The organism is Mycolicibacter engbaekii (assembly GCF_002101585.1).
Lineage (GTDB): Bacteria > Actinomycetota > Actinomycetes > Mycobacteriales > Mycobacteriaceae > Mycobacterium > Mycobacterium engbaekii.
Genome location: NZ_LQOT01000024.1, coordinates 154,836 through 178,349, shown reverse-complemented (window position 1 = coordinate 178,349; position 23,514 = coordinate 154,836). Strand labels below are relative to the sequence as shown.

21 protein-coding genes are annotated in these 23,514 nt (G+C 66.8%); 7 read left to right on the top strand and 14 right to left on the bottom strand.

Annotated features, from left to right (window positions below):
- Positions 1 to 2: 2 nt before the first annotated feature.
- From AWC02_RS06960 to AWC02_RS06935, 6 genes are read right to left on the bottom strand one after another with little or no spacing between them, the layout of a single operon-like run.
- Complete coding sequence (locus AWC02_RS06960) at positions 3 to 1,466, bottom strand: MCE family protein (protein ID WP_085128041.1); 1,464 nt, start codon at positions 1,464 to 1,466, stop codon at positions 3 to 5.
- Positions 1,463 to 2,545, bottom strand: a complete 1,083-nt coding sequence (locus tag AWC02_RS06955) for an MCE family protein (protein WP_085128040.1) — start codon at positions 2,543 to 2,545, stop codon at positions 1,463 to 1,465. Before AWC02_RS06955 ends, AWC02_RS06960 begins: the two co-directional genes overlap by 4 nt.
- Positions 2,545 to 3,576 (bottom strand): MCE family protein, encoded by a 1,032-nt coding sequence (locus AWC02_RS06950; RefSeq protein ID WP_085128039.1) that lies wholly within the window; start codon positions 3,574 to 3,576, stop codon positions 2,545 to 2,547. Before AWC02_RS06950 ends, AWC02_RS06955 begins: the two co-directional genes overlap by 1 nt.
- Positions 3,573 to 4,766: an MCE family protein gene (locus AWC02_RS06945; RefSeq protein WP_085128038.1), complete on the bottom strand. Its 1,194-nt coding sequence runs from the start codon at positions 4,764 to 4,766 to the stop codon at positions 3,573 to 3,575. Before AWC02_RS06945 ends, AWC02_RS06950 begins: the two co-directional genes overlap by 4 nt.
- A gap of 16 nt (positions 4,767 to 4,782) precedes the next feature.
- Complete coding sequence (locus AWC02_RS06940) at positions 4,783 to 5,631, bottom strand: MlaE family ABC transporter permease (protein ID WP_085128037.1); 849 nt, start codon at positions 5,629 to 5,631, stop codon at positions 4,783 to 4,785.
- Positions 5,632 to 5,644: 13 nt separating this feature from the next.
- Positions 5,645 to 6,457 carry an MlaE family ABC transporter permease gene (locus tag AWC02_RS06935; protein ID WP_085128036.1) on the bottom strand — a complete coding sequence of 271 codons (813 nt, stop codon included), beginning with the start codon at positions 6,455 to 6,457 and terminating at the stop codon, positions 5,645 to 5,647.
- Positions 6,458 to 6,682: 225 nt separating this feature from the next.
- Here AWC02_RS06935 and AWC02_RS06930 point away from each other — a divergent pair, with 225 nt between their 5' ends.
- The gene (locus AWC02_RS06930; RefSeq protein ID WP_085128035.1) at positions 6,683 to 7,096 is read left to right on the top strand and encodes a hypothetical protein; all 414 of its coding nucleotides are present in this window, start codon (positions 6,683 to 6,685) and stop codon (positions 7,094 to 7,096) included.
- A gap of 19 nt (positions 7,097 to 7,115) precedes the next feature.
- Here AWC02_RS06930 and ppk2 read toward each other — a convergent pair whose 3' ends face one another.
- A complete protein-coding gene (ppk2, locus tag AWC02_RS06925) occupies positions 7,116 to 7,946 on the bottom strand; it encodes a polyphosphate kinase 2 (RefSeq protein WP_085128034.1) in 831 nt (276 codons plus the stop codon).
- Positions 7,943 to 9,337 carry a WS/DGAT/MGAT family O-acyltransferase gene (locus tag AWC02_RS06920; protein ID WP_085128033.1) on the bottom strand — a complete coding sequence of 465 codons (1,395 nt, stop codon included), beginning with the start codon at positions 9,335 to 9,337 and terminating at the stop codon, positions 7,943 to 7,945. The genes ppk2 and AWC02_RS06920 overlap by 4 nt, the downstream gene beginning before the upstream one ends.
- A gap of 202 nt (positions 9,338 to 9,539) precedes the next feature.
- On the opposite strand from AWC02_RS06920, the gene AWC02_RS22480 reads away from it, so the two are divergent.
- On the top strand, positions 9,540 to 10,073 hold the full coding sequence (locus AWC02_RS22480; protein ID WP_237160349.1) for an Rv3235 family protein: 534 nt from the start codon (positions 9,540 to 9,542) through the stop codon (positions 10,071 to 10,073).
- 15 nt (positions 10,074 to 10,088) lie between these two features.
- Here the strand turns inward: AWC02_RS22480 and secA are convergent, their stop codons facing one another.
- From secA to AWC02_RS06895, 4 genes are all read right to left on the bottom strand, one after another.
- The gene (gene secA, locus AWC02_RS06910; protein ID WP_085128031.1) at positions 10,089 to 12,887 is read right to left on the bottom strand and encodes a preprotein translocase subunit SecA; all 2,799 of its coding nucleotides are present in this window, start codon (positions 12,885 to 12,887) and stop codon (positions 10,089 to 10,091) included.
- 109 nt (positions 12,888 to 12,996) lie between these two features.
- Complete coding sequence (gene hpf, locus AWC02_RS06905) at positions 12,997 to 13,689, bottom strand: ribosome hibernation-promoting factor, HPF/YfiA family (RefSeq protein WP_085128030.1); 693 nt, start codon at positions 13,687 to 13,689, stop codon at positions 12,997 to 12,999.
- 130 nt (positions 13,690 to 13,819) lie between these two features.
- Positions 13,820 to 14,467: a ComF family protein gene (locus tag AWC02_RS06900; RefSeq protein ID WP_085128029.1), complete on the bottom strand. Its 648-nt coding sequence runs from the start codon at positions 14,465 to 14,467 to the stop codon at positions 13,820 to 13,822.
- A gap of 36 nt (positions 14,468 to 14,503) precedes the next feature.
- Positions 14,504 to 15,178, bottom strand: coding sequence for a carboxymuconolactone decarboxylase family protein (locus AWC02_RS06895; RefSeq protein ID WP_085128028.1), 675 nt, complete (start codon positions 15,176 to 15,178; stop codon positions 14,504 to 14,506).
- A 164-nt stretch (positions 15,179 to 15,342) separates the two neighbouring features.
- On the opposite strand from AWC02_RS06895, the gene AWC02_RS06890 reads away from it, so the two are divergent.
- Genes AWC02_RS06890 through AWC02_RS06880 form a run of 3 tightly spaced genes read left to right on the top strand, consistent with a single transcriptional unit; the run spans position 15,343 to position 19,144 of the window.
- Positions 15,343 to 17,682 (top strand): nitric-oxide reductase large subunit, encoded by a 2,340-nt coding sequence (locus AWC02_RS06890; RefSeq protein WP_085128027.1) that lies wholly within the window; start codon positions 15,343 to 15,345, stop codon positions 17,680 to 17,682.
- On the top strand, positions 17,679 to 18,320 hold the full coding sequence (locus AWC02_RS06885) for a hypothetical protein (RefSeq protein ID WP_085128026.1): 642 nt from the start codon (positions 17,679 to 17,681) through the stop codon (positions 18,318 to 18,320). Before AWC02_RS06890 ends, AWC02_RS06885 begins: the two co-directional genes overlap by 4 nt.
- The gene (locus tag AWC02_RS06880; protein ID WP_085128089.1) at positions 18,317 to 19,144 is read left to right on the top strand and encodes a slipin family protein; all 828 of its coding nucleotides are present in this window, start codon (positions 18,317 to 18,319) and stop codon (positions 19,142 to 19,144) included. Before AWC02_RS06885 ends, AWC02_RS06880 begins: the two co-directional genes overlap by 4 nt.
- On the opposite strand, the gene AWC02_RS06875 is transcribed toward AWC02_RS06880, so the two are convergent.
- Positions 19,141 to 19,911 (bottom strand): SDR family NAD(P)-dependent oxidoreductase, encoded by a 771-nt coding sequence (locus tag AWC02_RS06875; RefSeq protein WP_085128025.1) that lies wholly within the window; start codon positions 19,909 to 19,911, stop codon positions 19,141 to 19,143. The genes AWC02_RS06880 and AWC02_RS06875 overlap by 4 nt on opposite strands.
- Positions 19,912 to 20,079: 168 nt before the next feature.
- On the opposite strand from AWC02_RS06875, the gene dosR reads away from it, so the two are divergent.
- Both dosR and AWC02_RS06865 read left to right on the top strand, forming a co-directional pair.
- Entirely contained in the window at positions 20,080 to 20,721 is a 642-nt protein-coding gene (dosR, locus tag AWC02_RS06870) for a hypoxia response regulator transcription factor DosR/DevR (RefSeq protein ID WP_085128024.1), read from the top strand.
- Positions 20,714 to 22,420: a GAF domain-containing sensor histidine kinase gene (locus AWC02_RS06865; protein ID WP_085128023.1), complete on the top strand. Its 1,707-nt coding sequence runs from the start codon at positions 20,714 to 20,716 to the stop codon at positions 22,418 to 22,420. The genes dosR and AWC02_RS06865 overlap by 8 nt, the downstream gene beginning before the upstream one ends.
- Here the strand turns inward: AWC02_RS06865 and AWC02_RS06860 are convergent, their stop codons facing one another.
- Positions 22,421 to 23,461 (bottom strand): Acg family FMN-binding oxidoreductase, encoded by a 1,041-nt coding sequence (locus tag AWC02_RS06860; protein WP_237160356.1) that lies wholly within the window; start codon positions 23,459 to 23,461, stop codon positions 22,421 to 22,423.
- Positions 23,462 to 23,514: the final 53 nt, after the last annotated feature.

Genomic DNA, 23,514 nt, shown 5'->3' with positions numbered 1-23,514 from the left:
CGTCACGGCGCACCCCCCGGGGCTGACAGGCCGGCTCCCGGCGGTAACAGCAGCTCGGTCACATCCGAGGCGGCCGGCACCGCTGGCGGCGCCACCCCGGGCGGAATCGGCGCACCCGGATACAGGCCCGGGTGCCGATGCGCGGGCATACCGTCGGGTGCGTACGCCCCCGGCGGATGTGCCGGATCGGTCCACCCCGGCGGCGGGGGCACGTCGCCGACACCGGTATAAGCCGAGACCGCCGGCGGGATCTCCTGCGGCCCGCGATCGGTTCCCCCTCCCCCTGGAGCCAGCGCGGGATCCGAATAGATCACGTTCTTCGGGGACGGACCCAGGTAGGCATTGAACGGCAGCGGAAGATAGTTGAAATTCATCAGCCGCAGCGCGGGTCCCAAGTACTGGGCGCAGGCCTTACCCGACGCTTCGGCGGTGACGTTCTCCACGGCTGCGATCGCCGAACAGATCGTCGCGACGGGATTCGCGAAATTGTTCATCGCGAACGATCCTCGGGGACCACCGGTGTCCGGGTTGTAGATGTTGTAGCCGTTGACCAAAGCATTCGGCGCCGCGTGCAGCACGTTCTTGACCACCATGCTGTTGTCGGAGAGCACCTGCGTCACATTCGCCAGTCGCTCGACCTGTTCGACGGTCTGATCACGCGAACCCGCGATGAACCGTTGAATCTTGCCGACGACGGCCGACAGCTCGGTGATGGCCGAGTCCAGATCCGAGCGGCTGCCGTCGATCACGCTCGTCACATCGGCGAGGCGACCCTGGAACTCCACGATTTGGGTATTGCTGTCACGTAGCGCGGCGACGAAGGTCTGGAGATTGGTGAGCACCCCGACGATGTCGCCGCTCCCCTTTCCCAGAACCCTGCCGACATCGGCCAGCTGAGTTATGGTCTGGCGCAGTTTGTCACCATTTCCTGCCATGGCGTCGGCGGTGGTGTCGATGAAATGTCCCAGCGAAGTGCTCGACACGCCGCTGGACGGGCCCAGGTCGGAGGCGAGCCTGGTGAGCTGCTCTTTGATCTCGTCCCACTCGACCGGTACGGCGGTCCGGTCCTCGCCGATCTCGGCACCGTCGGGCAAGGTGGCACCACTGGCCGCAGGACTCGATTCATAGGCCGGCGTCAGCTGTACATAGCGAGCCGACACCAGGTTGGGCGCCACGATGATCGCCTTCGCGTCTGCGGGAACGGGCACCGCTCGGTCCACCGCGAGGACCATCCGGGTGCGAGTTCCCAACGGCTCGATGGATTTGATCGTTCCTACCCGCACGCCCACCACGCGGACCTCGTCACCGGGATAGATAGCCGTTGCCGACGTGAAGTACGCGACGATCGTCCTGGGCCCCATCAGCTTCTGACAGCCGACGAACACGACGGCAGCGGCCATCAGCAGCGCGATACCGAGGGCGGCCAGTTTCTTTCCCCGGCTGTCGAGCACTGTCCTGACGCTCATCGCGAACCTCCGGGAATCCCGTTGTAGGGGAACGGGAATTCCGCCCGCGGACCGGCGTTGTCGGGTGGCTGGCCCGCGTCGACTCCGCGACGGAATCCGAGTGCGTAGTCGAGGAACGGCTGGATCGCCGGCCCGGGAAGCAGGTTGGAGGCAAATCCGTAGTAGTAGAACCCGTTGTTGACGGCCTCACCTTGCGTCAGCTGGTATTTGGCCAGGCCTTTGAGGGACTTCTCCAGATTGTCGCGGTTGCGTTCAAGCATCTCCGCGACCTTGTTGAGCTGCGTGAGCGTAGGAGCCAGTTCCTGCTCGTTGTCATCGACGAGCCCGGAAAGTTGCTGTGCCACGGCGGAGGTATTGGCCAGCAGGTCGACAATCGCGTGGCGACGATCCTGCAGCACCGCCAGTAGGTCGTCGGCATTGAGGATCAGCCGATTCACCTGCTCACTGCGTTCGGCCAGGACCCCGGTGACATCGGCGGCCGAGGAAAGCAGGGCGCTCAACGATTCGTTTCGGTTGTTCAGCGACTTGGACAACCGACTCACCCCTTCGAAGGTGGGGGCCAGTTGAGGCGCCAGTCGCTCGATGGTCGCCGACAACGTGTCCAGAGACTGGTTGATGGTCGCGGTGTCGGTCGCCGCGGTGTTCGAGGTGAACTCCCCGAGCGCGTCGGTCAGCGAATACGGCGAGGCGGTACGGGTCAGCGGAATGACGCCGAGAGCGCCGATACTGCCGGGACCGCGCGGTTCGATGACCAGGACCCGCTCACCGAGCAGCGTCGCGATTCCGATGTGCGCTGTGGTGTCGACGCCGAGTCGCACCCGACTGTCGACGGCAAAGCTCACCCGCGCCTTGCCGTGATCGAGGGAAACCCTGGATACCGTGCCGACGTTGACGCCCGACACCTTCACATTGTTGCCGGCAGCCAGGCCGCCGGCCTCGGCGAACAACGCCTGGTATCTGATCGACGTCGCCATCGCCAGGAGCTGCTTGGGTTGCAACCCGACCATGATGATCAGCACTATCAGCACAAGACCAACGAATCCCAGACGAACAAGCGATGATTCCCGGTACTTCAACATCAGGGCTCTCCGCACCTTCCGGTGTTCTGGACGACCCAGGGGAAGTGAGCCGTACGGCCCTGCAGATCAGTGACCCGAACCGAGACGCCGCAGATGTAGAGGTTCAGCCAACTGCCGTACGAGCCGAGACGGACCAGCTTGCGATAGTTCTGGGGAGTCTTCTGCATCAGCAGGTCGAGCCTGGCCAGGTCGGTTTCGTTCGCCAGCAGCGGGGCCAGTCTGGTCAGCTGATCCACCGTTCCCGACAGCGGTGAGCGGGCCTGGGTCAACAGGCCGGCCAACGAGGCCGTCCCATTGTCGAGCGCCGTGATCGCTGTGCCGATCGGATCGCGCTCGGCGGCCAGACCGCTCACCAGGCGCTCGAGGCCATCAACTGCGCCGGAGAACTTCTTTCCGTCCTCCGACAGCACCGCCAGGGTGTCGTCGAGATTGGCGATGAGCTGCTCCACAACGTTTCCGTTGTCGGCCAATGCGTTTGTGAACGACGATGTTCTGGTGAACAACGACTCCAGGTCACCGCCCTGTCCCTGCAGGATCTGAATCAACGAGCTGGTCAGCGAGTTGACATCGTCGGGATTGAGACCCTGGATGACGGGCTTGAGACCGCCCAGCAGCAGGTCGAGGTTCAGGGCCGGCTCAGTCTGTTCGACACCGAAGCGAGATCCCGGTGGCCGGATCCTGGTCGACCCTGGCTCGTCGATGAGCTCCAAGTAGCGGTCGCCAACCAGATTCAGGTAGCGAACAGCGACTTTGGTGCTCTCGGTCAGCCGCACATTGTCGTCGGCGTCGAAGGACACCAGGACGGTGTTGTCGCGCTGCAGAGCGATCTTGCGGACGGTGCCGACGCGAATACCGGCGACGCGCACAGAATTTCCGGCCTTGAGGCTGGAGGCATCCTGGAAGACCGCCGAGTAGGCGTTGGTGGCGCCGGATCGGTACTGGCTGAAGATCGCGAGAATGACAGCGGTCAACATCACCATCGTCAAACCGAACGCACCGAACTTGGCCGCCGTCTTGCCGAGGCCGCTCATCCCGGCTGACCGATCTGTGCGCTGTTTCGTGGTGGTCCGTCGATCGGCCCGTACAGCAGCTGCTTGAGTCCGTCGGAGTTCAGCAGAATCCCCTCGTTGCCGTATTGCGCGGGGTTTGCGTTGACGTCGGTGATCACGAACGGTGGGATCTTCTGGAATCCGACCTTGGGGAGGTCGGTGCACTGTGGCCCGCCCGTTGCGGCGACCTTCGGCAGGTTCTGCGGATACCGGTAGCGCTCTTGACCGAAAACCACGGTCTGCAGGAGCAGGCCGCCGGGTACCGGTGTGCCCGGCGCTTTGGCGAGCTCCACCGCGCCGCCCAACCCACAGGTCAGTGCCTCGTGGTACTGATTGGTGAGGTCTGTGGTCGGGCCGAACAGGTGCATGACATCGGTGATCGCCTCACGGTTGGTCCCCACGACGTCATTGCCCGTATCGGCTAGGCCGATCGCGCTGAGCAGCAGCGTGTCCAGGTTGTGCTGTTCGCTGACAATCGTCTGGCTCATCCGGGTCGTTGCCGCGGCGGCGGCGGTCAGGTCAGGTGCCGCGTCGGCATAGGCATCGGCCACGGCAGGTGCGACTGTGAGCTCGCGCTCCAATGCCGGCAGGCTCGAATCGGTTCGCGCCAGGAACTCATCGAGGTCGCTCATCATCTGACCGATCCGGTCGCCACGGCCGTCCAATGCGGTGGCCAGCGCACCCAGGGTCTCGTTGAGTTTGGTGGGTTCGATCTTCTGCAGCACCGAGGACAGGCGCTCGAAGACCGAGTTGATCTCTACCGTGACATGTTCGGCATCCAGCACCTGTCCCGTCCGCAGCGAGTCAGCCGAGGGTTCTTCCGGCGGAACCAAGTCGACGAACTTCGAACCGAACACGGTGGATGAGGCGATGCCGACGCGCACGTTCGCGGGGATGACGTCCAGGTAGGAGGGGTTCATCGCGAGGTGCAACGCGGCGCGCCCATCGGGTAGCGATTCTATTGACTTCACCGAGCCGACTTGGGCCCCGTGCAGTTTCACCTTTGCGCCGGTGTCCATCACCAGGCCGGCGCGCTGCGACAGCACCGTGACGGGAACGGTCTTGGTGAAGCTGCCCCGGAAGAATCCCAGGGCTACCGCGACGGTGGCAACGGCCACCGCCACGGTGGTCAATCCCAACAGAATTCGCCGTGCCTTCGAAGTCGTCGCCATCAGTGCTGTGCCGTTCCTAGCCCGACAGGTTGAAGTTGCCGTTGGATCCGTAGACCGCCAGCGACACCAACAGTGTCACCGAGATCACGACGACCAGTGAGGTCCGCACCGCTGCGCCCACGGCCACCCCCACTCCCGAGGGCCCGCCCGCGGCGAAGTAGCCGAAATAGGTGTGGACCAGCAGTACCGCAATCGCCATCAGGATCGCCTGCAGAAACGACCACATCAGGTCCTGCGGATTGAGGAACGTGGCGAAGTAGTGGTTGTACAGGCCTGCCGACTGTCCGAACATCACCACGGTGGTCAGCTTGCTGGCGGTGAACGACAGAATCACGGCGATCGAGTACAGCGGTGCGATCGCGACCATTCCGGCCGCAATTCGTGTGCTCACCAGGTATTCGACGGCCCGGATGCCCATGGTCTCCAGTGCGTCGATCTCCTCGTTGATCCGCATGGCACCCAACTGCGCCGTGACGCCGGCACCGAACGTCGCCGCCAGGCCGATTCCGGCAACCACCGGCGCCGATATCCGAACGTTGATGAATGCGGCCAGAAAACCGGTCAGGGCTTCGATGCCGATGTCGCCGAGCGAGCTGTAGCCCTGAACCGCCAACGTTCCGCCCGCGGCCAGCGTGAGAAACCCGACGATGACGACGGTCCCGCCGATCATCGCCAAAGTACCCGCGCCCATGCTGATCTCGGCAATGAGGCGGATCACTTCATGACGGTAGGTCGATGCCGCGCGTGGCACACCGGCCAGAGCGCGCCCGTAGAATGCGGTGTGATCGCCTATCCGGCTGATGACCTCGATCGGTCTTGTCAGCTCCCGCGTCAACTGCGGGTGAAGTACGCGTATTGCGGCCATCGCGATAACCCGGCTAGTCCGACGTCATCTGGATGCCGATGGCGGTCACCACCACGTTCACCACGAACAGTGCCATGAAGGCATACACCACTGTCTCGTTGACGGCGTTCCCCACCGCCTTGGCCCCTCCTCCGCTGATGGTCAGCCCCCGATAGCAGGCCACCACCCCGGCGATCAGGCCGAACAGTGCCGCCTTCACACACGAGATGATCACTTCCGGAACCCCGGTGAGCAGGGTGATCCCGGCAGCGAACGCCCCGGGGTTGACACCCTGAATGAAGACCGAGAAGGTGTAGCCGCCGAGAATCCCGATGATCACCACCAGGCTGTTGAGCAGCAGTGCGACGATGCCCGCGGCCAGCATCCTGGGCGCCACCAGGCGCTGAACCGGGTTGATACCGAGCACCTCCATGGCGTCGATCTCTTCGCGGATGGTGCGCGATCCCAGGTCAGCGCACATCGCCGTTGCCCCGGCACCGGCCACGATCAACACGGTGACCATCGGTCCGACTTGAGTGACCGCGCCGAACGCCGCCCCGGCTCCGGACAGGTCCGCGGCCCCCAACTCGCGCAACAGGATGTTCAGCGTGAAGCTGACCAGGACGGTGAACGGGATGGCGACAAGAACGGTGGGCATCAGTGAAACCCGGGCCACAAACCAGGACTGTTCCAGAAGTTCTCGGCCTTGGAAGGGACGCCGGAACAGGAACTTCACCGCGTCGGCCGACATGGCCAGCAGGCCGCCGACGGCCTGCATGGTTCCGGCTCCGCCAGTACCGAGCACCCGCAGTCCGGACGACCAGCGGTCCTGGGCACCGTTCACCATGTACCGCAAACCCTTCGCTGGTGGTTCGACCTGTCACCGTTCCGCCCGACTCGGCGGCGGCCACAGGACACGTTGACAGCCGAAGGTGTCCGCCGACACACGATGTCCCACCTACCGGGAAGCGTCGCGGCGCCGAGGCTGGTCGGGCGGGAACGTATCCCCCAAGACCTGCGATGGAGGATTCAGGTGAAGACTGCGCGCCTCTTCGGTGCCCTTTCAGCGCTGATGATCCCTTTGCTGATCGCGGCACCGCTGAGCCACGCCGAGCCGTTCTTCGCCAACTACCAACTGGTTATCCCGGAGCGCAACGACTTCCACACGTGGACCTGGGCCGTGTCTCGATGTATCAGCGGTCGGACCGACTGCGTGCACATCAGCGCGATACCCATGCCGGTGGCCAAGGCGTTCGAATACTCCGGCGACGCGCGTATCTCCGACGGCCGTTACACCCTGGCCGTCGACGTTCCCGATGGGCTACGGTGCGGCAACATCTACTACGGTCCGGTCATCGCGACCCACGATGTGTACTCCTGGGATGCGAACACGTTGCAGGGGACGCTGACGTCGTCGTTTGCCACCGGCTGCGATGGGGCGCCGGCGGGTAGCTTCAGCTATCCGTTCACCCTCGTCCGGCTCTGAGCGGGTCACGCGCCGTTCCTCACGAGTCGTCGAGCAGGGTGGCGGCGTAGTCCTCGACGTACCGATAGTGGCTGCGGTCGGGACGCTGGTAAAAGCCGGTGACGACCGGCTTTTTCGGCAAGTCCACGCGCTGGCGCTCCACCTCCCGATACGGAATCGACCGCAGCAGGTGCGCCATCATGTTGAGCCGGGCATGGGCCTTCACCTCGGACTCGACCACGTACCAGGGGCTTGACGCCGTATCGGTGTGGGCCATCATCTCGTCGCGGGCCCGCGAATAGTCCTCCCAGCGGTGCAGTGCCTCCAGATCCATCGGCGAGAGCTTCCACTGCCGCAGCGGATCGTTGCGACGCTTACGGAACCGGCGCAACTGCTCGGCCTGAGAAACCGAAAACCAGTACTTGCGCAAGAGGATTCCGTCGTCGATCAGCAGCTGCTCGAACACCGGCACCTGCTTGAGGAAGCGCGCATGCTCATCGGCGGTACAAAAGCCCATCACCTTCTCCACCCCGGCCCGGTTGTACCAGGACCGGTCGAAGAGCGTGATCTCACCGCTGGCCGGCAGGTGTGCGACGTAGCGCTGGAAATACCACTGGCCCCGTTCCCGCTCGGTAGGTGCCGGAAGGGCGGCGATGCGCACCGTGCGTGGGCTCAGGTATTCGGTGATGCGCTTGATGACGCCGCCCTTGCCGGCGGCGTCACGGCCTTCGAAGATCACCACCACCCGGGTGCCGGTTGCGCGAACCCATTCCTGGAGTTTGACGAACTCGCTCTGCAGGCGCAGCAGTTCTTTCTCGTACACATCGTCGGCGAGCCGCCTTGAGGCGGAGGCAAATTCGTCGTCGCTCACTGTGCTGACTCCAACAGTTCGGCCAAGGACTCGTCCAGCAGGGCCGAGACCATGCCGACATCGCTCATCGCCTTGCGGTCGGCATTGACACCGAAGTACAGCGTGCCGTTGTAGGACGTCACCCCGATCGCCAGGGCCTTGTTCGGCAGCAGCGGCGGCACGCTGTAGGTCTCGAGCAACTTGGCGCCGCACACATAGAGCTGTCGTTGCGAACCCGGCGCATTGGTGATCAGCAGATTGAACACCCGCCCGGAGAACCCGGCATAGGCGGTCGCGACCCGCACACCCATCGCGTGCAGGGTCGGTGGGGCAAAACCCGCCACCGTCAGGATGGTGCGGGCATCCACCAGCCCGGTCGAGGTGGGATGCGATTCGGTGGCATAAGCGATCTGGGAGAGCCGCACTACCGGATTGGGTTCTCCCACCGGAAGATCCACTAGGAAAGGCGTCACGGCACCGATGGGCTGGCCGGCGGAGTCGATCTCGTGGCCGGGGTACACCGACAACGGCGCCAGGGCCCGAACCGTGCGCGTCGGCCCGACCGGCTCCCCACGGGCCAGCAACCAGTTCCGCAGCGCTCCGGTGATCACGGCGAGCACGACGTCGTTGATGGCGCACTCATAGCGAGCCCGGACCTTTCGGTAGTCCTCCAGCGAGCCGCGTGCCACCGTGAACAGACGGTTCTGCGAAACCTGGGTGTTGAGCGGGCTTTCCGGAGCGGTGCCGCGGACGATGGCCCGCAGCGCATCGAAGGTCTTGCGGCCCGCCCAGGCCAGCGGACCGCCCACCGTCGTCCCCACCGCCTGCAGCTGGCTGCGCGGCTCGGCCACCCAGTCCCCGAGCGCGCCGAGAACCAGTTCCACGGCGCCGGGCTCGTCGCGTGGCACCCAGATGTCTTCGTCGAACGGTGGCGGACGTTGAGTGCGGTCCACCAGCACATGCCCCATCGCCGGAGCCGCCATGCCGTTGACCAACGCCTGGTGCGACTTGATGTAGACAGCGATCCGGTTGTCGGCCAGCCCTTCGATCAGGTAGACAGCCCACAGCGGCCGGGCCCGGTCCAGCGGTTGTTGTCCCAGCCGCGCGATCAGCTCATGCAGCTGCCGATCGCTGCCGGGGGACGGTACCGCCAGATGCCTTACGTGATAGGTGATGTCGAATTCGTGGTCGTCGACCCACACCGGGCGGGCCAGGCCCAGGGTGACTTCGTGGATGGTCTGCCGGTAGCGCGGGATCTGCGGCAACCGCTGCTCGATGGTCTCCAGCAGTTTGTCGTAGCCCAGTCCGCCACGCGGGTTACGCAGAATGAACAGCGACTGCACGTACATCGGCGTGGTGGTGTTCTCCAGCCGGTAGAAAGAGGCCTCCGACGCCGACAGCCGGTTCACCATCGCGGCCCTCCCTGCTGAATCGATCCGGCCGGGCGCTGAACCAGCCCCGGGGATCGGAGAAATACACTGCCGCTCACGGTAGCCCGCCCGCCCGATGCGGCGCACGCGAATACGCGCGTGCCGCCGTTGTGCGATGATCGGGCGCACACGCCCTGCCACTCTCCAGCAGGCCCGCCGCCCGGACCGAATGTGGAGAGTTGCCGTGCCTGCCGACCCCTGCCTGCCCCAGCGCCCGACCGTCGCGCCGTTGGGCGACTACGAACCACCGGCCCGCCCGGCACCACCGGCTCGGCCCGGACGTTCAGCGGTGCCCTCGGCGTGCGTCCGGGTGCGCCACGGGCATCCTGGCCGGACTCGTCCCGCACGTCCGGCTCGCACGGTGCTACCGCCGCAGTTGCGATCGGCGGCGATGTTCGCCGACGCCGCCCTGCGCCGCGTCCTGGAGGTACTGGACGGGCGCCGGCCCGCGGCACACCTGTTTGGGCTGCTGGCCGCGGGACTGGCCGACGCCGTGCTGGCGGTGCGCCTGGCCGCACCCGCGGGCCGGGTCGAACCGGCCACCCTGGTACGGGTGCGTGTGCAACCGGCAGGTTCGGGTGAGGTGGCTCGCGCCGTGGAGGTCTTCGGCACCTACCGGCGCGGACGGCGCACGCATGCGCTGGCCTGCCGCGTGGAGTCGGTCCCCGGAAGCCGCACCGACACCGCGTGGCAGGTCGTCGCACTGCACATCGGGTGAGGCCGAGTCGGTGCCTCAGCCCTTGCGCGGCACCTTCGGCAACCGCGACCCCCGGGCCTCCCGGCGCGCCGCTTCCCGGCGCTCCCGGCGAGACTGGGGATTGGCCCCCGCGGGCTGCAGGTCGCCGCTGCGCCGCACCTCCGCGGAACCGTCCTCGGCCGGCCCCGAATAGGTCAGCCCCGCAGCTCCGTCGGCACCATCGGCGCCATTGGCGCCGTCGGCTCCGTTGGCGCCGTCGATGCCCTTGGCACGCAGCCCGAACTCTGCCAGGCCTTCGGGAGCGTCCACCGGCGCCACCGGCTGCTTCGGCACCGCCTCGACGGCGACGTTGAACAGGAAGCCGACCGACTCCTCCTTGAGCCCGTCGAGCATGCCGCGGAACATGTCGAAGCCCTCCCGCTGGTATTCCACCAGCGGATCGCGCTGCGCCATCGCCCGCAGACCGATGCCCTCCTTGAGGTAGTCCATCTCGTAGAGGTGTTCGCGCCACTTGCGGTCCAGAACACTGAGCAGCACCCCGCGTTCCAGCTGCCGCATGGCCCCGGGGCCGGCGGCCTCGTCGACCTGGGCCTCCCGTGCGGCGTAGGCGTTCTCGGCGTCGGCCAGCAGCGCCTCGAGCAGCTCTTCACGCGTCAGGTCGTCGGCTTCGCCGATGTCGTCGGCGTGCAGCAGTTCGTGATAGTCGATGCCCACCGGGTAGAGGGTCTTGAGCGCCGTCCACAACTGCTCGAGGTCCCAGTCCTCCGCGTAGCCCTCGCCGGTGGCACCGTCGACGTAGGCGGTGATCACGTCGACGAGCATGTCGTGGGCCTGCTCGGCCAGGTTCTCCCCGTCGAGGATGCGGCGGCGCTCGGTGTAGATGACCTTGCGCTGCTGGTTCATCACCTCGTCGTACTTGAGCACGTTCTTGCGGATCTCGAAGTTCTGCTGCTCGACCTGGGTCTGGGCGCTCTTGATCGCCCGGGTGACCATCTTGGCCTCGATCGGCACGTCGTCGGGCAGGTTCAGCCGGGTCAGCAGTGATTCGAGCGCCGCACCGTTGAACCGTCTCATCAACTCGTCGCCGAGCGACAGGTAGAACCGCGATTCGCCCGGGTCGCCCTGCCGTCCGGACCGGCCGCGCAGCTGGTTGTCGATACGCCGCGACTCGTGCCGCTCGGTACCCAGCACGTACAGGCCGCCCGCCTCGATCACCTCTTTGGCCTCGGCGGCGGCCTCGTCCCTGATCTCACGCAGCGCCCCGTCCCAGGCCGCCTCGTACTCGTCGGGCGTCTCCACCGGGTCCAGTCCCTGACTGCGCAGCCGCTGGTCGGCCAGGAAGTCGACGTTGCCGCCGAGCACGATGTCGGTGCCGCGGCCGGCCATGTTGGTGGCGACCGTGATCGCACCGCGCCGGCCGGCCTCGGCGATGATGTGCGCCTCGCGCTCATGCTGCTTGGCATTGAGCACGTTGTGCGGGATCCGCCGCTTGGTCAGCTGCTTGGACAGGTACTCCGAGCGCTCGACGCTCGTGGTGCCGATCAGCACCGGCTGGCCCTTTTCGTAGCGTTCGGCGACATCGTCGACGACCGCGAGGAACTTGGCCTCCTCGGTCTTGTAGATGAGGTCGATCTGGTCGATGCGTGCCATCGGCTTGTTGGTGGGGATGGGCACCACGCCGAGCTTGTAGATCTCGTGCAGCTCGGCGGCCTCGGTCTCGGCGGTGCCGGTCATGCCGGCGAGCTTGTCGTAGAGCCGGAAGTAGTTCTGCAGGGTGATCGTGGCCAGCGTCTGGTTCTCGGCCTTGATCTGCACCCGCTCCTTGGCCTCGATGGCCTGGTGCATCCCCTCGTTGTAGCGCCGGCCCACCAGCACACGGCCGGTGAACTCGTCGACGATGAAGACCTCACCGTTGCGGACGATGTAGTCCTTGTCGCGGTTGAACAGCTCCTTGGCCTTCAGGGCATTGTTGAGGTAGCTGACCAGCGGGGAGTTGGCGGCCTCGTAGAGGTTCTCGATGCCGAGCTGGTCCTCGACGAATTCGACCCCGGCCTCGTGCACACCGATGGTGCGCTTGCGCAGGTCGACTTCGTAGTGGACGTCCTTCTCCATCAACGGAACGATCCGGGCGAACTCGGTGTACCAGTGGGAGCTGCCGTCGGCCGGCCCGGAGATGATCAGCGGGGTCCGAGCCTCGTCGATCAGGATGGAGTCGACCTCGTCGACGATCGCGAAGTTGTGCGAACGCTGCACCAGCTGGTCCAGCGAGTGCGCCATGTTGTCGCGCAGGTAGTCGAAGCCGAACTCGTTGTTGGTGCCGTAGGTGACGTCGGCGTTGTAGGCGACGCGCCGCTCTTCGGGGCTCATCTGCGACAAGATCACCCCGACCTCCAGGCCGAGGAAGCGGTGCACGCGGCCCATCCACTCGCTGTCGCGCTTGGCCAGGTAGTCGTTGACGGTGACGACGTGCACGCCCTTGCCGGCGATCGCGTTGAGGTACGCCGGAAGCACACAGGTCAGGGTCTTGCCCTCACCGGTCTTCATCTCGGCGACGTTGCCGTAGTGCAGCGCTGCGCCGCCCATCAGCTGGACGTGGAAGGGCCGCTGGCTCAGCACCCGCCAGGCCGCCTCCCGGGCCACCGCGAAGGTCTCCGGCAGCAGGTCGTCGAGGGACTCGCCGCCCTCGTGGCGCGCGCGGAACTCGTCGGTCTTGGCCCGCAGCTCCGCGTCGGTCAATGCCTCGACGTCGCCGGAGAGGGTGTCGATGTAATCCGCGACCTTTCTGAGCCGTTTGACCATGCGGCCTTCACCAAAACGCAGCAACTTGGACAGCACGGCTATGTCCCCTACTCAGTCTTCGGCATTTACGAGCGTCACCCATGGTAGGTGACACCGTCACCGAGGGCGGTAATGCGCCGCCAACGCAGCGTGCGAGGGCCTGCCCTCAGACCAGGCGGATCAGCCCGTAGTCGTAGGCATGCCGCCGGTAGACGACCGAAGGCTGATCGGTCTCCTTGTCATGGAACAGGAAGAAATCGTGCCCGACGAGCTCCATCTCGTAGAGCGCGTCGTCGACAGACATGGGCGTGGCGGTGTGTTCCTTGGTGCGCACGATCCGGCCGGGCTCGTGGCCGTAGCCCTCGCTGTCGTCACGGCGGTCGGGTTCGGCGGTGCCGCCCCGCTCGAAGGCACCCGCCAAGAACGCCGGGTCCAAATTGCCGACCCCGGTGGCCTCGGCCACCGACACCGGTGTTTTGTCTCCGTAGGAGACGTTGCGCCGCCCCTTGTCGCGACGCAGCCGGCTCTCCAGTCGGTCGATCGCGGCCTCGAAGGCGGCGTAGAAGCTGTCGGCCCGGGCCTCCCCGCGAACCACCGGCCCACGGCCGTGCGCGGTGATGTCGATCCGCTGGCAGGACTTTCGCTGGCGCCGGTTGTTGGCGTGTTTGAGCTCGACGTCAAACAGGCGAATCGAGCGGTCCAGCCGCTCCAGGCGGGCCAGCTTCTGCGACACGTAAACCCGGAAATGGTCAGGAATCTCGACGTTGCGGCCCTTGACCACGATCTCCGCGCCCGACTGCTCGGGCCGCTCGTCGGCGTCGGCGGACGCCGGCCGGGTTTCCACAAACTGATTTGCCATGCTCGACACTCTCCTGTCGTCTCGACCACGAACTGATGCCGCTCTACGGTCCCGGGGACCTCATGATGACGACCGTAGCCATGCCGCCCGATACGTGCCACTGGTTTGGCACACCCATTTGGAACCCATCTCATACCGACGCGATCACAAGTGCGGCCGCGACCGGCAGACGGGCTTGACACAGCACCCGAACCGACTCGGCCAGCGTGGCACCCGTGGTGACGACGTCGTCGACGAGCACGACATCGCCGGCGCCGCGGATGCCCGCCAGCCGCCGCCGGCGCAGCACCACCCGGCCGGCGACGTTGCGTTCCCGGGCGCCGGCCCCCAACCCGACCGAGTCGCGCGTCAGCGCCCGCATTCGCAGTACCGGCGCCACTGTGATGCCGCACTCGCGGTCCGCCACCGCCGCAGCGATCCGCGTCACCGGATCGCCTCCCCGCCGCCGGGCGGCGCCGGCGCGGGTGGGCGCGGGAACGATCGTCACCGGCAGCTCCAGCAACTGCCAGCTCAGCAGCCGCTGCAGCGCTGCACCCAGGACGCATGCCAGCGGCGCGACGAGGTCGCTACGCCCCCGTTCCTTGACCGCGACGATGGCCTGCCGGCGGGCCCCGGCGTAGCGGCCGAGAGCGAACACCGGCACCTGCGGGTCCAGCCTTGGGACGACCACCCGGGGATGGGCCGGCCCGACGCTCAGCTGGGCGGCGCAGGCGGCACACCAGCGGGCGCCGGGCGCACCGCAGCCCCCGCACTGCAGGGGAAGCACCGCGTCGAGCACACGCCGATCTTGCGCCGCGCTACCGACAACCCGCCGTCACTGTCCGGCCAGGTCAGCCGAGAGGTCCGCGACGTGCATGCCCTCGGGAACCTGGACCTCCTCGATCAGCTCGGGCCGATCGTCGAACTCCAGGCGCAACGCGCGACAGATGATGGAGTGCATGTCATACATGCAGGTGATGTAGGTCAACTCCAGGATTTCGGGGTCCGAGAGGTTTGCCTTGAGCACCGCGAAGATCTCGTCGGAAACCCGTCCGCCGTCATAGACCAGGGCATCGGTGTAGGCCAGCACCGCCCGCTCGAGCCCGGTGAAGGCGTCGCTGACCTGCCAGGACGGCAAGGCGGCGATCTTCTCCTCGGACATGCCCAGGGAACGCATCTGCTTGCAGTGCTGGGAGTAGACGAACTGGCTGCCGCGCCCATAGCCGGCACGGGCCTGACCGAGCTCGCGCAGCAGTGGGTCCAGCGTGGCGTTGCGATACAGGGCGAATCCGCGCACCGCGTGGGAGAACACCGCGGGCGCCTGGGCGAACACCGTCCACCAGTCCCCCGGCGTGCCGTGGATGGTGCGGTAGCCCCCGGGCCCGCCGGTGGGCGCTTCGGGATCTGTGTGCTCCACCGGGTCGACGCCCTCGCCGAACAGCCGGTCGTAGAAGAACAGAATCTGCTTGTCGGTCACTTCGGAGCGCGGGATCTCGCGGAGTCGGGGCATGGTGTGAGTCCTTTCCGGTCCGCGTCGCGGACCGCCACTAAGGTATGCGCTGCTGCGGCGTCAAGGGGTATTTGGTCCACAGAGAAACTAACGCCCGGCCCCAAATTCCGGTGGTCGCCAACAGTTTCGAGAACATTCGTCCTCGATACTGTTAGCGTCCCGTCATGAGCACCGATGCGACGGAGTCAGGCGCCCCCACCAGCGGTTCCGGCCGCAGCGCGGCGCTGGTCGGCAAGGGGTGGGCACAGGGCGTGGCCCTGGTCATGATCTTCGGTTTCCTGGTGATGGGAATCCTGGCCTACCGCACCTACACCGCGTCGATGCCGATGCCGGCGCGCGTCACCACCGAGTCCGGGCAAGAGCTGTTCTCCGGAGCCGACATCACCCGTGGCCAGCAGCTGTATCAGGCCCGTGGCCTCATGCAGTACGGATCGGTGCTGGGTCACGGCGCCTACCTGGGACCCGACTACACCGCCGAGTATCTGCGGCTGGCCACCGAAGACGTGGCCGAGCAGTTCCGGGCGCAGGGCGTGGCAAACCCACACGACGACGTGGTCGCCGAGTTCAGGACCAACCGCTACGACGCCGACACCAAGACCCTGGTGTTCACCGACAAGCAGGTCAAGGCGTTCGAGAAGATCCAGCAGCACTACGCCGACTACTTCGGCGAGGCCTCCACCAAATACGGCCTGCTGCCCCACCTGATCACCGACTCCGGGGAGATCCGGGACCTGACCGCTTTCTTCGCCTGGACCGCGTGGGCGGCCGCCGCCGAGCGGCCCGGCCACAGCTACAGCTACACCAACAACTGGCCCGCCGAGCCGCGCGTGGACAACGGCCCCACCGGCTCGGTCGTGGTGTGGTCGGTGTTGTCGCTGATCATGCTGCTGGGCGGCATCGGGGTCATGTTCACCGTCTACGGCCGCTGGAGCCAGGACATCGGCTGGCACGGCACCGAGTCGACCAAGCTGCACTTCCGTCAGCCGGGCGAGGTGCCGCTGACCCGCTCGCAGCGCGCGGCGATCTGGATCTTCGCCGTGGTGGCGGTGCTGTTCCTGGCCCAGGTCGTGCTCGGCGGCGCCGTCGAGCACTATCGCGCGGATCTCTCGGAGTTCTACGGGATCGACCTCGCCAAGATCCTGCCCTACAACCTGGCCCGAACCTGGCACCTGCAACTGTCCCTGTTCTGGACCGCGGCGGCGTTTTTGGCCGGCGGAATCTTCCTGGTGCCCTTCATCACCCGCCGCGAACCCGGCAAGCAGTCACTCCTGGTCTACGGGCTGCTCGGGGGGCTGGCAGTGGTGGTGTTCGGCTCGCTGACCTTCGAGGCGCTGTCGATCTTCGGTGTGATCAAGCCGGGCACGCCGGTATCGCAGCAGTGGGAGTTTCTGGACCTGCCGCGCGTGTTCCAGGTGCTGCTGATCGTCTGCCTGTTCTGGTGGATCGTCATCATCTGGCGCGGGATGCGCTCGAAGCTGGCTACCACCTCGAAGATGAACCTGCCCTGGATGTTCTTCTTCACCGGCCTGGCCATCCCGACGTTCTACGCGGCCAGCCTGCTGGCCGGCAGCGAAGCACATTTCTCGGTGGCCGACTTCTGGCGGTTCTGGATGGTGCACCTGTGGGTGGAGGACTTCCTGGAGCTGTTCACCACCGCGATGGTGGCCTACATGTTCGTCCTGCTCGGAGTGGTCCGCGAGCGGGTCGCATTGCTGGTCATCTTCCTCGACATCATCTTGTACTCGGCCGGCGGAGTGATCGGCACCATGCACCACCTGTACTTCTCCGGCACACCGGTGGAGCACATGGCGCTGGGCGCGTTCTTCTCGGCGGCCGAAGTCATCCCGCTGACCTTCCTGACCGTGGAGGCCTGGGCGTTCCTGCAGCTGGGTGCACGCCAGGAAGCCGGTGAGCAGAACAACTTCCCGGCGCGCTGGGCGGTGATGTTCCTGGTCGCCGTCGGGTTCTGGAACTTCCTGGGCGCGGGCATCTTCGGGTTCCTGGTCAACCTGCCGGTGGTGTCCTACTACGAGATCGGCACCGCGCTGACCGCCAACCACGCCCACGCCGCGATGTTCGGGGTGTACGGCATGCTCGCGGTGGCGCTGGCGATGTTCGCGTTCCGCTACGTGATCCCGGCCGACAAGTGGCCGAACAAGCTGGCCCGGCTCTCCTTCTGGGGCATGAACATCGGCCTGGTGTGGATGGTGTTCGTGACCCTGCTGCCGCTGGGCGTGCTGCAGCTGTTCCATTCCGTCAACGCCGGGTACTTCGAGGCCCGCTCCCTGGGTTACCTCACCCAGCCCGGCAACACCCTGCTGGAATGGATGCGCCTGCCCGGTGATGCGATCCTGATCGGGGCCGGCGTGGTGCCCTTCGTCTGGATCGCCTGGATTGCGCTGCGCAACTTCCGCTCCGGGGACACGGTTGACGAGTTGCCGGACCATCCGCTCTACACCGAGGTCACCGCGGACGCCACGCCCACCGGCAAGGGCCGGCCGTGACGGGGCCGGCGGCCTGGGTGTGGCTGGTGGCCGGCTACGCGCTGCTGCTGCTGTCCTTCGCCTGGGGCTTCGACCGGTTGGCCCAGCGGACCTCCGACCGGGCGGCACAGTGGCGCACCGGCAAGTTCGTCTACCACCAAGACCACGACGCGTGGAAATGTCCCGAGGATCAGTGGCTGTGGCCCACCACGTTCGACCCCGACAATCGCGTGATGCGGTACCGCGCGACGCCGTCGATCTGCAACGCCTGTCCGGTCAAACACACGTGCACCACCTCACCCCACGGCAGGGAGATCAGCCGAGCCGTCGACCCCTGGCCGCATTCGGAAACCGGCCGCTTCCACCGGGGCATCGCTTGTGCGGTAGCCGGTTTCGGCATCATTCTGCCGTTGGCGACGCTGATTGTGAACCATTCCGCCGCCGACGTTCTGGTGCTCACCGCCGCGGTCGCGGTGGTGGCGGCCGGCGGCTTTCCCCTGGTGCGCCATCTGTGGAACACGCCCAGCAACGCGCCCGGCGACCCAACGGGGGCCGATCAGGCACTGACGGCGGCGAAGGTCGAGGCCGCGATCGACCGATACTCCACCCGGTGGGGCGGCTTCTCCGCCCCGGCGTCGGCGAAACGGCCGGTGAAATGAGCGAAGGAGTGATCACCGCGCTGGTGCTGGGCGTCGTGGCGGTGACCGTGCTGGCATTTTTCGCGCTGAACGTGGTGCGGGAGTACGAACGCGGCGTGGTGTTCCGAATGGGTCATGCCCGGCCCCTGTACCAGCCGGGACTGAAGTTCCTCATCCCGCTGGTGGACAAAATGATTCGGGTAGACCAGCGCGTGGTGACGCTGACCATTCCGCCACAGGAGGTGATAACCCGCGACAATGTTCCGGCGCGGGTGAATGCCGTGGTGATGTTTCAGGTCACCGACCCGCTCAAGGCGATCATGGAAGTGGAGAACTACGCCGTGGCCACCTCCCAGATCGCTCAGACCACACTGCGCTCGTTGTTGGGCCGAGCGGACCTGGACACCTTGCTGGCGCACCGCGACGATCTCAACGCCGACCTGCGCACGATCATCGACAAACAGACCGAGCCGTGGGGAGTGCAGGTACGGGTGGTCGAGATCAAGGACGTGGAGATCCCCGAGTCGATGCAACGGGCGATGGCCCGCGAGGCCGAGGCTGAGCGCGAACGCCGCGCGAAGGTGATCAACGCCCGCGGCGAGCTCCAGGCCTCCGAAGAACTGAGCCAGGCCGCCGAGAGGCTGTCCCAGAATCCAGCATCGCTGCAATTGCGTTATCTGCAAACCCTTTTGGAGCTGGGCGCCGACCAGAACTCCACGGTGGTCTTTCCACTCCCGGTGGACATCATCACCCCGTTCCTGCACTCCCGCAGTGCGGATCACCAGCGCGACCTGCGGGCCCCGTCACAGCCCAATCACGAGGGCCGCAGACCTCCGCCGGCTTAGCGAGCCACCATCCCGCCGTCGGCGTGGATCGTCTGACCGGTGATATAGCTGCCGGCATCGGAGACCAGAAGCATGACCGGACCGACCATTTCATCGGGATCGGCAATGCGCCGCAGCAGGGTCGAATCGCGCAGCGCTGCGATGAACTCCGGCGGGTTGTTGCGCACCATATCCGTGTCGACCGGGCCGGGGGCGATCGCGTTGACCCGGATCCGCGACGAGGCGAGCTCGGCCGCCATCGAGCGGGTGAAGGACACGAGTGCGGCCTTGGCGGCCGAGTACATCGAGGTGGCCGGCGAGTAGACGAAGGCGCCTGCCGACACCACGTTCACGACTGCGGCGTGCTCGCTCTTGCGAAGATGCGGCAGCGCCGCCTGAACCAGAAACACCGGCCCTTGCAGGTTGACCGCGAATGACTTGCTCAATGCCTCCGGGGTGATCTCGCCCAACGGCAGCGCGAGCGCATTGGCGGCGTTGTTGATCACGATGTCCACCCCGCCGAACCGCTCGACGGTGGCATCGACCAGACGTGCGATCGCATCGACGTCGCCGAGGTGGGTGGGCACCCCGATGGCCTCGGCACCGGCCTGCCGCAGTTGCTCGGCGGCACGTTCGCACGCTTCGCTCTTGCGGCTGGCCACCACCACATTGGCGCCGGCCGCGGCCAGGCCGTGCGCCAGCGCAAGACCGATGCCGCGGGTCCCGCCCGTCACGATGGCGGTGCGTCCGGTGAGGTCGAACAACGCGTTGAGGGCAGACCTGTCCACTGGGATCTCCTCGTATGTGGGCCGACGCGCATGAAGCGTAGTTCACGCAGCCAGAAGAGGGCAGCCGACGGATCGGGGCTTTGTACCCTGGGTATCCGCGGGTGCCGCCGCTAGCGTGGTTTGTGGCTGCGCGTGCCGCGACGGCGGCTTCGGGCGAGAGGACGCGATGTGGTCAGAGTCTTTCTGGTAGACGATCACGAGGTGGTACGGCGCGGACTGATCGACCTGCTCGGTGCCGATCCCGAACTGGACGTGGTCGGCGAGGCCGGTTCGGTGGCCGAAGCGCTCGCCCGCATCCCCGGGTTGTGCCCGGACGTCGCGGTGCTCGACGTGCGGCTACCGGACGGCAACGGCATCGAACTGTGCCGCGACCTGCTGTCGCAGATGCCCGAGCTGCGGTGCCTGATCCTGACGTCCTTCACCTCCGACGAGGCGATGCTCGACGCCATCCTGGCCGGCGCCAGCGGCTTCATCGTCAAAGACATCAAGGGCATGGAGTTGGCCCGCGCGGTCAAGGAAGTCGGCGCCGGCCGGTCGCTGCTGGACAACCGGGCCGCGGCCGCCCTGATGGCCAAGCTTCGGGGTGCCGCGGCGAAACCCGACCCGCTCTCGGGCCTGTCCGAGCAGGAGCGGACGCTGCTGAGCCTGCTCGCGGAGGGGTTGACCAACAAGCAGATCGCCGACCGGATGTTTCTGGCGGAGAAGACCGTCAAGAACTATGTGTCCCGGCTGTTGACCAAGCTGGGCATGGAGCGCCGCACGCAGGCCGCCGTGTTCGCCACCAAGCTGGAGCGCGCGCGCAATGGCTGATCCCGCGCCCGCGTATGGCTCGAACCCCCTGCACGACAAAATATCTCATTTGCAGTTGCCCGAATTGCTGGTCGGCGTGCACGACCGGGTCCAGCAGATCGCGCAGGGACGCGACCGCCTCGACGGACTGCTGGCAGCGATGCTGGCGGTCACCTCGGGGCTGGAACTCGACCAAACCCTGCGGACCATCGTGCAGACCGCCACCAACCTCGTCGACGCCAGGTACGGGGCGCTGGAGGTGCACGACCGCGACCGCCGGATGCAGCAGTTCGTCTACGAGGGTATCGACGACGAAACGTTCACCAAGATCGGTCGATTGCCTGCGCAGGTGGGGGTGGTCGGTCTGCTGATCGACGAACCCCAGACCCTGCGCCTGGACGACCTCTCACAACATCCTGCGTCGATCGGGTTTCCGCCCCACCATCCGCTGATGCGGACGTTCCTCGGCGTGCCGGTGGGCGTGCGCGATGAGGTCGTCGGCAACCTGTACCTCACCGAGAAGGCCGACGGGCAGCCGTTCAGCGAAGACGACGAAGTGCTGGTGCAGGCGCTGGCCGCCGCCGCCGGAATCGCGATTGCCAACGCCCGGTTGTACGCCCAGGCCAAAGCGCGGCAGTCCTGGATCGAATCCACCCGCGACATCGCCACCGAACTGCTGTCCGGCACCGACCCCACCACGGTCTTCCGGCTCATCGCCCAGGAGGCGACAAAACTCACCGGTGCCCAGTCGGCGTTGGTGGCCATCCCGCTGGACACCGATGCCCCCGACGCCGGCGTCGACCAGCTCCTGGTGGTCGAAACCGTGGGCACCGCAGTGGAATCGCTGTCCGGGGAAGCCATCCCGGTGGCCGGCTCGCCGGTCGGCGAGGCCTACTCGAAGCGGGAGCCACACCGGGTCGACCGTTTGAGGCTGACCGGTGTCGATACGGCCGGGCCGGCTCTGATCCTGCCGCTGCGCGCCACCGACGCGGTGGCCGGCGTGGTTGTGGTGATGCGGCACAGCACCACCGCCCCGTTCAGCATCGAGCAACTCGAGATGATGGCAGCGTTCGCCGACCAGGCCGCGTTGGCCTGGCAACTGGCGACGACGCAGCGCCGCATGCACGAACTCGACGTGGTCACCGACCGGGACCGGATCGCCCGCGACCTGCACGACCATGTCATCCAACGGCTGTTTGCCGTCGGCTTGTCGTTGCAGGGCGCCGTGGCTCGCAGCGGGGAGGCCGCGGTGCAGCGCCGGCTCTCCGACGCGGTCGACGACCTGCAGGGGATCATCGGCGAGATCCGTACCACGATCTTCGACCTGCACGGCGTCGCGTCGGCAGCCCGGCCGCTGCGGCAGCGGCTGGACAACGCGGTGGCCCAGTTCTCCGGATCGGGACTGCACACCAGCGTTTCGTTCGTCGGCCCGTTGTCGGTGGTCGAACCCGGCCTGGCCGATCACGCCGAAGCGGTGGTCTCCGAGGCGGTCAGCAACGCGGTCCGGCATTCCGGCGCGACCACTGTGACCGTGCAGATCAAGGTCGAAGACGACCTGAGCATCGAGGTGACCGACAACGGCCGCGGGCTGCCGGAGGTGACCACCCGCAGCGGCTTGAACAACCTGCAGTGCCGCGCCGATCAGGCCGGCGGGACCTTCGGTATCGAGTCGGCCGAGTGCGGCGGAACCGTCCTGCACTGGTCGGCGCCGCTGCTCTAGTCAGTCGCGCGGCAGGCCCGCTTCCGGCGGGGGCTGCCATTGCACCGTGTCGTTCAGGCTCCGCCGCGGGGTGGCCGGCAGTGGATCGGCGTTGATCGGAGCCCAGCCCACCCGCAGCAGCATCTGCGGGTAGCCACTGGTTCCGAACACGTCTCGGCGCACCGCGGCCCGGGTTTCGGCGATCTCCAGCGGTTCGGTGACCGGGCAGCTGGCCAGCCCCAGCGCCGTCGCGGTCAGCAGGACCACGCTGGTGGCCTCACCGGCGCGCAGCTGCGCCAGCCGATCGTCGGCCTCGGTGCCCAGCGCCAGCATCACGGCGCGATCTTCGGCCGCCTCCGCGCCGGGCGGCTGCGCCAGTGCCGGACCGGCGAAGAACCGGCCGGGGATCGGGGCGTCGGTATCGGGCACCGGGACGCTGCGCGCCGGAACCCCCGCCACCGATCCGTAGCGCCCACTCCAGGTCGCCAGTTCGGCGACGTACTCATAGTTGGTGCGATGCTCGAACACCGCGCGGGCGACCACCGCGTTCAGCCGATCCAGGGCGTCGACCCGGCGCAGCATCACGCCCGACCGGGCCGCACGTGCCCCCATCAAGGCGATGTCGGCGGCAGCCACCGGCCAGCCGCTGTAGCAACGACGATCCGTGCGCCGTCGCGGGATCGCCGCCGCCAGCGCGACGTCGACTTGCGCGACCCCCGGTCGCAGACCGCCGGCAACCAGCTCGATCGCCGCCAGGTGGTCGGGGCGTTGCGCGTCGGGCAGCCGATGCACCTTGACCTGCTGCCCCAGCGCAGCGAACGCGACCACACAATGGTGCAGGGCCGCACCGCAGCTCAGAATCATTCCCCGGCCGTCGGGGTCGACACTGGGCAGGTGCAGGTCCGGTTCGACGAACAGATGAAGCTGCGGCGCTGCCGGGGTGGACTCGACGCGCCAGCGCCACGGCTGGGAGTTGTGCACCGACGGTGCGCGGGCGGCCAGCAACAAGGCGGTGCGGATCAGGTCCCCGACCACCGCGGCGCCGGGATCACGCACGGGCAGTTCATCCACGGGCCGGCCCCTTCCTTCGCGGCGGCCCCGGACCCCGATTCCCG

Coding starts and splice junctions, on each gene's coding strand:
- AWC02_RS06930 (WP_085128035.1), top strand. CDS start 6,683: ATGATCCCTTTGCTGATCGCGGCACCGCTGAGCCACGCCGAGCCGTTC.
- AWC02_RS06935 (WP_085128036.1), bottom strand. CDS start 6,457: ATGGTGAACGGTGCCCAGGACCGCTGGTCGTCCGGACTGCGGGTGCTC.
- AWC02_RS06940 (WP_085128037.1), bottom strand. CDS start 5,631: ATGGCCGCAATACGCGTACTTCACCCGCAGTTGACGCGGGAGCTGACA.
- hpf (WP_085128030.1), bottom strand. CDS start 13,689: ATGGCAAATCAGTTTGTGGAAACCCGGCCGGCGTCCGCCGACGCCGAC.
- AWC02_RS06960 (WP_085128041.1), bottom strand. CDS start 1,466: ATGAGCGTCAGGACAGTGCTCGACAGCCGGGGAAAGAAACTGGCCGCC.
- AWC02_RS06895 (WP_085128028.1), bottom strand. CDS start 15,178: ATGCCCCGACTCCGCGAGATCCCGCGCTCCGAAGTGACCGACAAGCAG.
- AWC02_RS06880 (WP_085128089.1), top strand. CDS start 18,317: ATGAGCGAAGGAGTGATCACCGCGCTGGTGCTGGGCGTCGTGGCGGTG.
- AWC02_RS06920 (WP_085128033.1), bottom strand. CDS start 9,337: ATGGTGAACCGGCTGTCGGCGTCGGAGGCCTCTTTCTACCGGCTGGAG.
- AWC02_RS06950 (WP_085128039.1), bottom strand. CDS start 3,576: ATGAGCGGCCTCGGCAAGACGGCGGCCAAGTTCGGTGCGTTCGGTTTG.
- AWC02_RS06890 (WP_085128027.1), top strand. CDS start 15,343: ATGAGCACCGATGCGACGGAGTCAGGCGCCCCCACCAGCGGTTCCGGC.
- AWC02_RS06955 (WP_085128040.1), bottom strand. CDS start 2,545: ATGTTGAAGTACCGGGAATCATCGCTTGTTCGTCTGGGATTCGTTGGT.
- AWC02_RS06865 (WP_085128023.1), top strand. CDS start 20,714: ATGGCTGATCCCGCGCCCGCGTATGGCTCGAACCCCCTGCACGACAAA.
- AWC02_RS06945 (WP_085128038.1), bottom strand. CDS start 4,766: ATGGCGACGACTTCGAAGGCACGGCGAATTCTGTTGGGATTGACCACC.